The 13,349-nt window shown below is 46.8% G+C and carries 10 protein-coding genes; 3 read left to right on the top strand and 7 right to left on the bottom strand.

The window, feature by feature from the left end:
* Positions 1–15: 15 nt before the first annotated feature.
* Positions 16–1,347, top strand: coding sequence for an LLM class flavin-dependent oxidoreductase (locus tag ABEW34_RS11570; protein WP_430158447.1), 1,332 nt, complete (start codon positions 16–18; stop codon positions 1,345–1,347).
* Positions 1,348–1,582: 235 nt separating this feature from the next.
* Here ABEW34_RS11570 and ABEW34_RS11565 read toward each other — a convergent pair whose 3' ends face one another.
* Positions 1,583–2,593, bottom strand: coding sequence for a hypothetical protein (locus ABEW34_RS11565; RefSeq protein WP_430158445.1), 1,011 nt, complete (start codon positions 2,591–2,593; stop codon positions 1,583–1,585).
* Positions 2,594–2,875: 282 nt separating this feature from the next.
* On the opposite strand from ABEW34_RS11565, the gene ABEW34_RS11560 reads away from it, so the two are divergent.
* Positions 2,876–4,687, top strand: coding sequence for a glycoside hydrolase family 2 protein (locus tag ABEW34_RS11560; protein ID WP_430158442.1), 1,812 nt, complete (start codon positions 2,876–2,878; stop codon positions 4,685–4,687).
* Between the two features lie 335 nt (positions 4,688–5,022).
* Here ABEW34_RS11560 and ABEW34_RS11555 read toward each other — a convergent pair whose 3' ends face one another.
* The 6 genes from ABEW34_RS11555 to ABEW34_RS11530 all read right to left on the bottom strand — a co-directional run bounded on the left by ABEW34_RS11555 (position 5,023) and on the right by ABEW34_RS11530 (position 10,376).
* Positions 5,023–5,508, bottom strand: a complete 486-nt coding sequence (locus ABEW34_RS11555) for a hypothetical protein (RefSeq protein ID WP_430158439.1) — start codon at positions 5,506–5,508, stop codon at positions 5,023–5,025.
* Positions 5,509–5,594: 86 nt separating this feature from the next.
* Positions 5,595–5,792, bottom strand: coding sequence for a DUF6199 family natural product biosynthesis protein (locus ABEW34_RS11550; protein WP_430158607.1), 198 nt, complete (start codon positions 5,790–5,792; stop codon positions 5,595–5,597).
* A 161-nt stretch (positions 5,793–5,953) separates the two neighbouring features.
* Positions 5,954–7,036: a Gfo/Idh/MocA family protein gene (locus ABEW34_RS11545; protein ID WP_430158436.1), complete on the bottom strand. Its 1,083-nt coding sequence runs from the start codon at positions 7,034–7,036 to the stop codon at positions 5,954–5,956.
* Positions 7,037–7,262: 226 nt separating this feature from the next.
* Positions 7,263–8,354 (bottom strand): Gfo/Idh/MocA family protein, encoded by a 1,092-nt coding sequence (locus ABEW34_RS11540; protein WP_430158433.1) that lies wholly within the window; start codon positions 8,352–8,354, stop codon positions 7,263–7,265.
* 18 nt (positions 8,355–8,372) lie between these two features.
* On the bottom strand, positions 8,373–9,320 hold the full coding sequence (locus ABEW34_RS11535) for a helix-turn-helix domain-containing protein (RefSeq protein WP_430158430.1): 948 nt from the start codon (positions 9,318–9,320) through the stop codon (positions 8,373–8,375).
* A 54-nt stretch (positions 9,321–9,374) separates the two neighbouring features.
* Entirely contained in the window at positions 9,375–10,376 is a 1,002-nt protein-coding gene (locus ABEW34_RS11530; protein ID WP_430158427.1) for a Gfo/Idh/MocA family protein, read from the bottom strand.
* 260 nt (positions 10,377–10,636) lie between these two features.
* Between ABEW34_RS11530 and ABEW34_RS11525 the strand changes: the two genes are divergently transcribed.
* On the top strand, positions 10,637–13,228 hold the full coding sequence (locus tag ABEW34_RS11525; protein WP_430158424.1) for a KAP family P-loop NTPase fold protein: 2,592 nt from the start codon (positions 10,637–10,639) through the stop codon (positions 13,226–13,228).
* The last annotated feature ends 121 nt before the right edge of the window (positions 13,229–13,349 follow it).

Raw genomic sequence — 13,349 nt, 5'->3', positions numbered from 1 at the left:
GAGGAGGAATGGGTTATGACAAAACGGAAAAAAATCAAATTTGGTGCAATTGTTCATGGGGTTGGCGGGCATGTTGGAGCTTGGAGACATAAGGAGGCCGTGACGGATGCCAGCGTTAATTTTGAATTTTACAAGCAGCAGGCGCAGAAGGCGGAAGCAGGCAAATTCGATCTTGTATTTATTGCTGATGGACTCTACATTACCGAGCATTCGCTGCCACATTTCTTGAATCGGTTTGAGCCGTTAACCATTCTTTCTGCGCTAGCGGCGGTTACTTCGAAGATCGGCTTGGTTGGCACGCTGTCGACGTCTTACAGCGAGCCGTTCACCGTAGCCCGGCAGTTCGCTTCGCTCGATCATATTAGTGGTGGGCGCGGCGGCTGGAATGTCGTTACTTCACCACTTGAAGGCTCAGCGAAAAACTACAGCAAGGCGGATCATCCGACGCATCCGCAGCGCTACCGCATTGCCGAGGAATATTTGGAGGTGACGCGCGGTCTTTGGGATTCATGGGAAGATGATGCTTTTGTGCGCGATAAGGAGTCGGGCGTGTTTTTTGACCCGGAGAAGCTGCATCGTCTGAATCATAAAGGCGAGTTTTTCTCCGTGCAGGGGCCGCTCAATATTGCCCGCTCGAAGCAGGGCCAGCCAGTTATTTTTCAAGCGGGCTCCTCGGAGGATGGACGCAATTTGGCAGCGAAAAGCGCCGATGCGGTATTTACGGGGCATGAGTCCTTGGAGGAAGCGAAGGCGTTCTATCTCGATGTGAAAAATAGAGCGGCAGCGTATGGCCGATCCGCGGATGAAATTGGCATTTTTCCCGGCATTTCTCCCATTATCGGACATACGCAGGAAGAAGCAGACCGTAAATACGAGGAGCTGGCGAGCCTCGTGTCCATTGATAAGGCGCTGCAATTTTTGGGTCGCTTCTTCGAGCATTTTGACTTCTCGCAGTTTCCGCTCGATGAGCCGTTCCCGGACATTGGCGATCTCGGCAGCAACAGCTTCCGCAGCGGCACGGACAAAATCAAGAGCAAAGCTCGGGAGCACGGCTTGACGCTGCGCCAGGTCGCGCTAAGCGTAGCCACGCCGCGAACTGACTTTATCGGTACGCCGGAGAAAATCGCTGACTTGATTCAGCAGTGGCATGAGGAAGAGGGTGCTGACGGCTTCATTATTCATTCCTCTGTGCCGAAGGGGCTGGATGACTTCGTTGATCTAGTCGTGCCGATTTTGCAGGAGCGAGGCATTTACCGGACGGAGTATGAGCATGATACGCTGCGTGGCAATTTGGAGCTGCCAATTCCTGAAAACCGCTATGCCGCAAAGGCGCTAAGCGAAGCTTAAGGACATTTTGCTAGCTGCTGCTAGGATAAGAAAGAATAGTAAATGCGTTTGTATCATACACGAGTACCCGCATGCTGGACATTTTAGAAGTGTTCACTGTACGGGGACTCGTGTATTTGCTATTTACACTTTTTCCTTCAACGATCCCCGGTATGACGTCCGTTCAATAGTAGATCGTTTGGTCAATCATGTGTGGGCCTTGCCGTTCAATGCAGGCTTATGCCTGATTCATTTATTATAAGCTGAACTTGCTTAGCTGGGTTTGGAGGTCTTGGATCAATTGCTGTCTATAATCCGCACGAAGATCAGTCTCCGTAGTAGAATCGTCTGCCCACTCATCGGCATCCAGATCTCCTTCCGCATCAGCAGCTATATGCCATGCAAAGGGAGGCAGCACACCGCTCAGCGCTCTAAGCATGGGAGGCAATCCAACGCTTGTATCCGCGCTATCACTTGCAGCTTGCTCATTTAACTCAGCCCTGTCTGGAAGCGGTGGCGGCTCTGGGCGCTTACTTTCCAATAGCTCCGTAATCGTATCAAGCAGATTCAAAATCTCCTTATCCGTAGCGCTGGATATATCCACTTCAGACACGGCATTTTTAATGGTGCTAAGCAACGTACTATCCGTAATATCATTGCTATCTTCGTCGTCCTCATTCTTATCGGTTAGATCGATATTCCCAAGCTGAGTTTGTAAATCCGTCAGCAATGAGCGGATTTGCTCGGTCGTCAGCTCTTTGGCTGAAAAAGCTTCCTCAGAAGGGGCAGGCGGAGGCCCCTGTGGAGGAGCTGGCCTATTAGCATTCATGGTTTGCTTTATTTTGTCGAACAAATTCGTAATTTCCTCATCGGTAGCTGTGGACAGGTCGATGCCGGATAGCGTATCTTTCAGCAGACCTAATGGGCCGCTGTCTGTATCCGTCCCCAGAGCCGAACCGTCATCACTCTGTGGTAAGGAAAGAGATACATTCAACTGCCGCTGCAAATGGACCAGAATGGATTTTTTCTGTTCAGTCGTTAACTCGCTTTCGCTGGAGTCTGGGCTGTATATTTCTGTTGAACGGGCATATTGCTGCTGATAACCGCTCATATAACCCAGCATTTCTTGGCTGAGCTGCAGGGAATCGGCTGATTTCTTTTTATCATCGCTTTGAAGCTGGTATTGCTTGGCTGCTGTGCTGGATTGATCAAGCAGCGACGACTGCTGCAACGAATTTTTATAATACGTATTAATGGATACAGACATATTCCATTCTCCTTTATCATTATCACTGCCGGCAGGCCCACCATTTATGTATCGGCTAGAAAGCTGAATAGAAGCTGAAGCTCCGCTGAATGGCAGCTTAGCGTTTTAGAAAATAGCTCGTTAGCTAGTCCCCCAGTTAAAGCAAGCACGCCTATGAAATGACCGTTTTTTGGAGGGGAGACTGCTTTTTCTGTTAATGAGGCACCTTGCAAAAAACGGAAATAGTGATAAAATAATAGCGTTTACAATAGGGGCGTTAAAGCCATATTGGGGAGGCAAAGCATGTCCAGATTATTTCAGACCAATACGATTCGAAAAGTAAGAGAGCTCGGTGGTATGTGGGATTTTGTAACGGTACCAGATGGGGAAATTCAGCTTGAAGCATTGGAATATCGATATAAGCTAGCCGTTCCGGGCTGCTGGGAGACCCATCCGGAGCTGCTGACATACAGTGGCAGAGGCGTTTACCGCACGAAGGTGACCGTAGAAAAAAGGACGTCGCTTCGCCTTATTTTTAAAGGCGTCAGCCATACAGCTAATGTGTTTTTCGATGGGAAGCCGGTTGCCCGCCATTATAATGCATATACGGCATTCGATGCCGTCATTCGCGATGTTGAAGCGGGCACACATGAGCTTGCCGTGCTCGTGGATAATTCTTTTAGCGAAGCCTCATCGCTCCACGTTCCTAACGATTATTATACATACGGCGGAATTATTCGTCCTGTCATGCTTGAGGAAATTCAGGAGCTGTTTGTTGAGCGCCTATCTTTTACCCCATTGAAAGGGTTAATTGAAGGAACCGAAACGAAAGCAGAGTTAGGATCAGAAAAAGGATCAGAAATGGAAATAGAATCCGAATCGGAAGCAGGGCAGCAAAGTGCTGGCAGCTGGCAGGCAGACATTCGCGCTTGCGTCCGTTATCCGGCGCTATCGAAGAAGCATACGCAGGTGCAGTTGACTGCTAAGCTGACGGCAACGATTGCAGGACAGACGCTGGAGCTTGGCAGTGTAAGCTTGCAGCCGGGAGAGACGGCTACAGTAGGCGGCGTTTTCAGCATTGATGAGGTGCAGTCTTGGTCGCAGGAAAATCCGGCTTTGTATTTGCTGCAGGTTTTGCTGCAAATCGAAGGGCAAGCGGCTCCTGTCGATGATTTAGTTGAACGGGTCGGCTTCCGGACGGTTACGACGGAGCATGGACGCATTCAGCTGAACGGCGAGGATATCGTACTTCAAGGATTTAATCGGCATGAGGATCATCCGCTGACGGGGTCATCATTCCCGCTGCCGCTCATGGCACAGGATTTGCAATTGATGCTTGATATGGGCGCAAGCGCGGTGCGTACGAGCCATTATCCGAATGATGAGCGGTTCCTCGATTTATGCGATGAGCACGGCGTGCTCGTATGGGAAGAAAATCATGCCCGGGGCTTGTCGATTGAGCAAATGCGCAACCCGAATTTTATTTGGCAGTGCGAGCAGGTTAATCGCGAGATGGTGGAGCAGCATTATAATCATCCCTCGATTGTCATTTGGGCGATTTTGAATGAATGCGCCAGCGACTTGGAGGAAGGGCGTGTTCACTACAAACGGCAGCTGGAGCAAATTCGGGCACTGGACAGCAGCAGGCCGCTGACGTTTGCCTCCCATCACCGCGATAAGGAAATCTGCTTTGACCTGGCTGATATAGTCTCGTGCAATCTATATCCGGGCTGGTACGGCGATGAAGATCCAGGCGAGCTGTGCGATGCGGCGCGAGGCTGGGCCGATGCTGCAGGCGGTGCAGGCAAGCCGATGATTATGAGCGAGTTTGGCGCCGACGGCCATTACGGCTTGCGCGATCCGAACCGGGTACGCGGTACAGAGGAGCGTCAAGCAGATATTATAGAAGCGAATTTACAGGCGTACACCTCTCGGGCGTACATGTCCGGCATGTTCATCTGGCAGTTTTGCGATTGCCGCGTAACCGAGGGAACGGGCTGGCTGCTCGCCCGCGCAGGTACGCAGAACAGCAAAGGCATTGTGGACCGCTATCGCAGGCCGAAGCTGGCTTATGAGGTGGTAAAGAAATATTTTCGGGGGAAAGCTCGGTTGTAGGTGACGATGAATTGGAGCGGTAAGCCGTTTCCCGTCTTGGTAGAGATTTCATAAAGCTGCATCCACAAACAATGGAGAAGAAGCTAAAGAAAATAAAGATGACAAGAAAACAGATACTGCTAAGAATTAAATTATGAAATGATTAAATCACCTTTAATTTGAAATGCGATTATGCAAAATAATCGTACCATATTAAAGGTTTTTTTTATTCATGGAGCGTTTAGTCATGGATCAATTAAATAGACGTGTGAAAATGTATGAGGCAACAACAGGTCTATTCGATATTTGAGTAATAGCTCATTGAAAGGGACGATTTAAATTTTTTCATTTTCATCCTACAGCTGCTGCAAATCCTTCATCAACCACTCGTCTGACCCATCGCGAGATAAGAACCATACATGGGTAAATCGGCCCTGCGGCTTATAAATGAGCTCCTTGGCGCGCAAAATGTCAGACATGCCGAAGGCAGGGGAAGCATTTCGAATGATTAAGGCAATGGGATACGCAGTCGCGTAATTGTTTATTTTTATTTCCTTCGTCTGAATGCGCTTATTCAGCTCGGCGATCAGCATTTCGACAACCTCTTGATTGAGATTGCGCGATTGCGAGCGGCCCAGCAGCCTTTTCGCTTCTTCAGAATCATAAAACAGGTGGGTAATTTCAACGCCGATCATATGTTGGTTCCGATGCTGAAGCACGGCATCCGGTCGTTCACGCTGATAGAGGAGCCGGAGCTTGCTCTCATAATTATGGTTGTAGAGATTGATGAAAATGCGGACAGCCGTGCGTTCGAGATCTCTTTTTTCCTGATAGCCCTGCAACTGAATTCCCCTATCTGCTTACCTTTCCGAGCTGCCAGCCTTCCTTCGGATCGGTTAAATTTGTGTGCTTGATTAACGAATAGTCCCTACAGCAAATAAGCAATGATAGCTGCAAGACCTGCTAGCGTGCATAATACGCCACCGAATCTTGTTGATACAAGGTAGAGGTTGGACGCCTCCGTGCCGTTATTAGATTTCCAACTCTCTGTCAGTGACCATACGAAAGCTGGTCGGACCACCATTAATAGTCCACAGCAGAGTAATAAAATCCCAATAAAAAGCATCATCGGACGCCTCCTTGAAAGATGAGTGTAAGTGTAGTTCTATAATAACATGATTAATGATTATAACTGAAATGGTCTAGTGAAAAAAGCCTGCTCCTTCCGCATTCGGATGGGGAGCAGGCTTATATAATTTAGGCTCGGCTTTATGAAGCAGCTAGCTGTTACAGATAAACGGCTTTGCCCGTGCGAGCCGACTCATAAATGGCTTCCAAAATTTGCGACACGACATAGGCTTGCTCTGGCGTTACGACCGGATCGGTGTCGTCCTCAATCGCCTTCAGCCACATTCTCATTTCCAGATCGGAGTCGCGGCCGGAATCTGCACCGTCAAAGAAAGCGACGCCGCCGGATTTCAGCTCGATGTCGGTCGTGTAAAGACGGCTGTGATTTTCGCCATTGATTCGCAGGCCGCCTTTCATGTCTGCTCCGCCTTCTGTACCGGACAGCGAGCATTTTGCTTCGTCAATATCCAGTGTGTTAAGTGCCCAACTGGACTCAAGGGAAATCGTCGCGCCGTTTTCCATGACGATCATGCCGAAAGCGGAATCTTCAACGGTAAACTTGGCAGGGTCCCAAGGGCCCCAAGCGTTGGCTGCATTTTCACGCTGCGACAGCTTGTGGTAAGCCGTTCCAAGTACAACCTTCGGCTTGTAGTTGTCCATCATCCACAATGTCAGATCCAGCGCGTGAGTACCGATATCGATTAGCGGGCCGCCGCCTTGTTTTTCTTCATCAAGGAATACGCCCCATGTTGGTACGGCGCGGCGACGAATCGCATGTGCTTTCGCGTAATACACTTCGCCCAGCTCGCCATTTGCACAAATTTTCTTCAGCTGCTGGCTGTCTGGACGGAAACGGTTGTTGTAGCCGATCGTCAATTTTTTGCCAGTACGGCGTGCCGTTTCCATCATAAGCTTAGCATCTGCTGCTGTTTTCGCCATTGGCTTCTCGCACATCACATGCTTGCCAGCTTCCAGCGCAGCGATCGCGATGACGGCATGGGAATCATTTGGCGTACAGACGTGCACGATTTCAATGGTTTCGTCCTTCAACAGCTCCGTGTAGTCGGTGTATACGCGAGCGCCTTCCGCGCCATACTTCGCGGCAGCCTCTTGTGCGCGATGCTCTTCGATGTCGCAGAAAGCGACGATTTGCACGCTTTTGATGGTGCTAAGGCTCGGCAAATGCTTGCCATTGGCAATACCGCCGCAGCCGATAATCGCAATACGATGAGTTTTAGACATAATAAAATCCTCCTTGAATTTTAGTTTCATTTGAAGCACTTCCGCACATGCTTTAAGAAGTTTTTAAATAGGTGAGCGGAGTGAAAGGTTTGGATTTGAGAAGCGGGAGCGTTCGCCTTTGTCCTTGGATTTCCACCGCTGAAGGCGTCTAATTCAAGGAAATCCAAGGGCAACAGCGATCGAAAACCAAACCTTTCACGCAGCGAATTTCCTTTTTAATAGGCTCTTACGCAAACGGGGAAGGCAAAAAGATATCGACTTCCTTCTTCGTCTGAGCAGAGCGGATAATGCCGTCGATAACCGCCTGGTTCCGCACGATTTGGCTGCCAGGAATCGGGGCCGGTCTTCCGTCGCGCACGGCTTCGGCAAAATCCCACACCTTAGCGTGGAATAGATCCGTTTGGTGCTGAATAACCGGAATCGGGCTTTCCGTATGATGACCCTGCACATCATGGAACATCGTGATGGAGCCTACGCTGCCATCAAACACGCCGCTCCAAGGGCCGGAGCCGGAAGGTGTGACCTTGAGCCCGGCATTGGTACCGAGGAATAGAGCGGCACCGAGCGAGTCCATATGCATCGCCCAAGAAATTTTGAAATTAAGCACAATATCGCCTTCGAAACGAATCATTGCCACGCCAAAATCCTCGACGTCAAACTTATCTGCTTCCTTATGATACAGTGGGTTCGTGCCAAAATGGTTAGACGTAAACGCCGATACCGTCAGCGGCTTCGGATAGCCGAGCGCATTCATCGCCATGTCGAGCGAATAGCAGCCGATGTCGGCCATCGCGCCAGCTCCGGCAATATCCTTGCGGATAAAGGTTCCGCCTGGCATGCCGCGGCGGCGTCCGCCTCCCGTTTCTACATAATACACTTTGCCCAGCTCGCCGGACGAGATCAGGTCGCGAATGATCGCCATATTCGGGTCATAGCGCGGCTGGAAGCCGATGTTGAGCATATAGCCTGTTTTGAGTGCTGTTTCCGCCATCGTCACCGCTTCTTCAAGCGTGACCGACATTGGTTTTTCCAGCATGACATGCTTGCCTGCATTTAGCGCATCGACCGTCGTTTGAAAATGGGCCACATTCGGCGTGCAAATGCTGACGCCATCAAGCTCCGTATCGAGCAGCTGCCGATAGTCGTCATAGGCCGCCGCATGGGGCAGCTCCCAATTCTCAATAAATTGCTCGGCGCGGCCTGGAATAATATCGGCTACAGCTGCAACTTCTACGCCGAGCATCTGCTTATACGCTCTGGCATGGGCGCCTGCTATGCCGCCGCTGCCGATAATTCCGATTTTTAGCGTCTTGGACATTACGAGTATCATCCTTTACTACATGATGGTCATCTGCTGTGCGCGGTATTCAGAAGGGGTCATATCAAAACGTTTGCGAAACACCGCATGCAAATAGTTGGCATTGGCAAATCCCGTTTGCTGGGCGATTTTTTCAATCGACTGCGTGCTTTCGGCAAGCGCATGGCATACCGCCTTGAGGCGCATATTTTCGAGCGTGGCACTGAAGGACTGGCCGTCTCCGGCCTCCTTGAACACCCGCTGAATATGCCGCGAGCTTAAATTCAGCTTGTCGGCCACGTCCTCAAGCGTGACTTCGCCAGAGTAGTTGGCCTGTATATATTCCATTGCGAGACGATAGCGGTAAGCCTTCATATCCCGGGTAGGTAAGTGAGCCTGCTCTGGTTCCTTCACCGTGTCATAAGCACGCACGGCCCGCAGAAGGATTTGAATGACATTTTGCCTGATTGTCGTATAGCTGCCTGTATAATGTCTTGAGCAAGCTTCATAAGCTTCCAAAAACAAAGGCATAGCCTGATGCACATCATCTGCCGGAAACAGCGGCAGCGTGCGAAGCTTGCTGATGCAATCATCGGCCTCGGCAATTTCCCAATCATCCGCTTCCGTAACAGGGGAAGAGCCAGGCTGCAATCTGCGATCAATAATATCGACATGCAGGCACAGCTCATCCATAATGTCATCCGGACTTGCCTCCTGATAATGAAGCACATCAGGTCCCGTTAAATAAAACATGCCCTCGTTCAGCGCATACGGCATATCGACCAGAATAACAGTCCCCTTGCCCTGCGGTATAAAATGAAACTCGAATTCGGCATGCTTGTGAAAGTTGACGATTTTGCCGGGAAGAAACTGGGTCAGGTGAAAACGCAGCACATGAATATCGTAATAGCCCCAGCGGATGCGAAGATCAAGCCTTTCGAGCGCATCCTGGCGCTCACGCATCACTTCGTATGGAAAAGGCTGCAATCGCGCCAAACCTCCCTTCAAGTCGTTATTGCTGAAAAATAATCCAGTAGTCTATTATTGCGCCAACTCGTCGATACGAATCGATTTACCTTCACGCACAGAGCGGTTCGCCGCTTCAACCAGCTTCGTTAATTCAACCGCAAGCTGTACATTTTCCTCAGCTTTTGTATTGTTCACAATATGATCGGCAAATTGGTTGAAAGCGCCTGGGCGTGAGTCTGGCAGCGTCTGCTCCTGCCACTGCTTCGCAGCGTCTTCACCGTTCAAGTTCGTACGCAGCAATAGGCGGTCATCCGGTGTGCCGTACATCAATGTGCCTTGCGTGCCATGAATCTCAATGGTGAAAGGCGAAAAGGCGTTGACGAAGCCAGCTTCAACGATGCCGACAGCACCGGATGCTGTTTTAAGCAGAACGACGGCGTTGTCTTCTACTTCTTTGCCTGTTACATAGCCGTATTGGGCAGATGCTTCAACAGGCTGCTCACCGAGGAACAAGCGAGTCAAATACATCGGGTGGCAGCCCAGATCGATCAAGGCGCCGCCGCCACATTGCTCCAAATTATAGAAATGCTCCGGCAGCCAGTTTTTTGTAGCGCCATCATGCGACAATCTTACCCGCACAAGCGTTACTTTGCCAAGCAGGCCTTGTGCCAAAATATCCTGAATCGCCAGCGTGTAGCCAGCATTCAGCCTTGGCAGGGAAACGGTAAGCTTCACGTTATTCGCGGATACCGCTTCGATGACTTCATTCACTTCTTTAAGAGTAGGAGCGATAACTTTTTCCGTGAAAATATGCTTGCCCGCACGTGCAGCCGCGATAATAACGTCGCGGTGGATGTTGGACGGAGCGTCTACGATTACCGCATCAATGTCGCTTGCGAGCATCTCGTCCAAGTTGCTGTAGAAGGGAACGCCTAGCTTGTCAGCAGCCGCTTGGCCGCGCTCTGGAAGCTCATCCCATACCGCAGTAATTTCTGTACCTGGATGCGCTTGCGCTTCCTTCGTATAATCCCAAGCATGTACATGCCAGTAGCTAATTTTACCCAATTTAATCATCTCATCACTTCTCCCAACCTAGTATACAAAATTGAGACATCACAGTAAATTTATCATAGAGATTTTAATTTTATTAGTCTAATTAAGTGACTTTGTGTGTATAAGATTACGACGTGAATTCTTTCGCTAATAATCTGCAATAATTATGCCTACAAATACAACCTAGAAACGGAATGTTTTTATTTTATGAAGGGATCATTGCTTTAGAAAAATAACATTTGTATGATTAAGGAAGTTATATGAGAGGGGTAAATGAGGAAATGAAAGAAGAAGTTAGTGTGGTCAAAAGATTAAAAGATTATTTTGGAAAAGGAAAAACTAATCTTTCTAAATTTGCTTTCCTTATTTTGTTTAGCACAGCTATATCATACGCGCTTCTCTTATGTATCCGTTTAGCGCTTAAGTCCATATTAAATACTGTCCCAACAAATTACGTTATACAGATTATTGTCATCATTTACACAGCCATTTGGTCAGCCATTGTTTATTTTGAATTTATGCAGCATGTCAGGCTATTGTTATTCAAAACTATACGTCGAAAACTGCTGCCGTCAGTGTTAATCTCACTCATCCTGGATTATGGGCTTAATGACCAGAACAGACTTTTTTCAGGGGGGTTTTGGTCTGATTTATATGATGTGAATGTAATAGCTATTTCTTTATATGCAATTATTTTGACGCTCAAAAAGTTGCCTGCTAAAAAAGGTGAGCCCAACCCTGATGCTGCAGACAAAGCACAAAAATTCCAGTTTAATTCCAGTCCTTCATTGGGCGTCGATGGAGTTGACAGCTTGGGGCGCGAGAAATTTGCGAAAGATTTGGCAGCAATCCTCATTGATCGTATGGCTATTCCTACGAATCATGCGTTGACTATTGGGCTATATGGGCCGTGGGGGTCAGGAAAATCCTCTGTTTTTGATCTAATCGAAAAGCAACATATTAGTAAAGAGAAAATTATTCGTTTCCAGCCTTGGTATATGGGGAAGGATCAAAATAATATCATTCCTGAATTTTTAAAGCTGTTAATATCGCATCTGGAAAATCGTCAATCTAATTCCCAGCAAAAGCTTATTTATGGGTTAAAGAAGTATTTGAAATTTTTGACAACGATTAGCATAAGACCACCGGGGTTTATTGTGAATTTTAAAGATTATATGAGCAATCCTGAACTTTCCAAAGATTTTGAAGATGCTCAAGGCATGAGGGAACATATTATTGAGTTGCTGAAAGCGGCCCGTATGCCTATGGTAGTTTTCATAGATGATATAGATCGTCTGGACAATAAGGAAATTCAAATGATCTTTAAATTAGTACGGCTTATTGCCGACTTTCCTAATATCACTTATGTTCTTGCTATGGATGAGAAGCACGTAGCGAAATCGTTATCCCAGCTCTATTCTAAAGACTATGAGGAAAAGGTAGGGCTTGAATATATTTCAAAGTTTATTCATGTGCAGCTTTACCTGCCAAGAGTTGATTCCTACCTGATGATTAAAGCTTTTCAAACGTCAATGATGAAGATAATAAACGATTATACAATTGAAGTCGAAAATGATTACATCGATTTTTTAGGAGGAATTGCTAATCACTTTCAGTTCACACCAAGGAATATGGAGAGGGTTGCGAATATCGCGATGGTTCATATGCCTATGTTAAAAAAAGAAACGAACCCGAAGGATCTTCTAACCTTATTAGCGATTAAGATTGATAATCCTGAATTATTTGCATTCATATATAAAAACTCAAGCGTATTTCTGGGTGAGCAAAAAGATGAAGCCGTTCTCAAAGAGCAGCGTGAGAAGCTATACATTCAATTTCCGTCTTATATTTCCTTATTAAACAAGTTATTTCCCGCTCTCGGGGATTCAAGTGTAAATAAATTATTGTCGAACAAAAATAAACTAATTTGCTCTTCTGTGCATTTCGATACATATTTTCAATATGCTGTGCCTTCTTTAATGGTGTCCAACGAGCAGCTTCAGAAATTTTATACTGCGATTTTGGACGGCGATCACGAGGGGGGAGCGGTATACGAGGAGCTAGTAACTGATTTGAATCGTGAGGAGTTTTTTCATCAATTGTGGCTGGATATAGCTCCAGAGCAGGTCGAGAAAAACATGAAAATATTAAAATTTGTTCTTGATCAGCATCAAGATCTTACGAAATTTAATAGGCAGATGAAAATTTTTATAAATGAAATGTTTAAAGCATTAATAAAAGAAGATAGTGATAATGAAAAAGTTACGTCTATTTTATCAAACTACAAAGATGGTTTGTTGATTGCAGCACAATTAAATAATAATGGTATAAAAAAGGGTGAGTGGGCTCAAAAATATATTTTTGCTCATATGGACCTTTCAGTGCTGCTTGAGTATTCAGACGATGATGTTAAAAGTGCATTCAATTTGTGGGCGTTCAGTGAGGAAAATGATATTCAAAACATTCGTGCTATGGTAAGTGATTGGGTAAGTAGAAACGGGATATGGAAGATCGTTAGAATGAAAATGACCGATCCCCTTGAAGATTATAGCTTCGCATTTTACAATTATGCATTGTTACTATCCATTTTGCCAATAGAAGTAATAGAGGAAGCTGTGGAAACAATAGGAGAAATCAGTTCGGAAATGGAGCTGAAATTATACTTAAGGACTGGCGATTTCAGAAAAGAACAGCTTGAATTAGCCTACATGCATAGTACATGCTATGCAAATACATTAAATCAACTTACCCATAGTAAGGGTGAATCTTGGACTTATACATTTGTAAAAGCTGTCGAACTGCTCTGTAAATATGGCAGACCAGAGAACACCTTTAATATAAAAGAAGAGTTAAGTAAACATTATACACAGTAAAATGATAGAATTTAAAAGAAGGCACACTAAGTAAGTCAAATAAGCATTATTTGTCAAGTAAAAGTGGCCTGCATGAAGGCAAATTATCAAGTAGCTTTCTTGCAGGACACAATCTATTATT

It is taken from the genome of Paenibacillus algorifonticola (assembly GCF_050481745.1).
GTDB classification, from domain to species: domain Bacteria; phylum Bacillota; class Bacilli; order Paenibacillales; family Paenibacillaceae; genus Pristimantibacillus; species Pristimantibacillus algorifonticola_A.
This window is presented reverse-complemented; position numbering and strand designations above follow the sequence as displayed.

Bases quoted from the DNA above. Each gene is read 5' to 3' on its own strand.
- ABEW34_RS11540 (WP_430158433.1), bottom strand. From the start codon at position 8,354: ATGTCCAAGACGCTAAAAATCGGAATTATCGGCAGCGGCGGCATAGCA.
- ABEW34_RS11525 (WP_430158424.1), top strand. From the start codon at position 10,637: ATGAAAGAAGAAGTTAGTGTGGTCAAAAGATTAAAAGATTATTTTGGA.
- ABEW34_RS11530 (WP_430158427.1), bottom strand. From the start codon at position 10,376: ATGATTAAATTGGGTAAAATTAGCTACTGGCATGTACATGCTTGGGAT.
- ABEW34_RS11565 (WP_430158445.1), bottom strand. From the start codon at position 2,593: ATGTCTGTATCCATTAATACGTATTATAAAAATTCGTTGCAGCAGTCG.
- ABEW34_RS11545 (WP_430158436.1), bottom strand. From the start codon at position 7,036: ATGTCTAAAACTCATCGTATTGCGATTATCGGCTGCGGCGGTATTGCC.
- ABEW34_RS11560 (WP_430158442.1), top strand. From the start codon at position 2,876: ATGTCCAGATTATTTCAGACCAATACGATTCGAAAAGTAAGAGAGCTC.
- ABEW34_RS11550 (WP_430158607.1), bottom strand. From the start codon at position 5,792: ATGCTTTTTATTGGGATTTTATTACTCTGCTGTGGACTATTAATGGTG.
- ABEW34_RS11570 (WP_430158447.1), top strand. From the start codon at position 16: ATGACAAAACGGAAAAAAATCAAATTTGGTGCAATTGTTCATGGGGTT.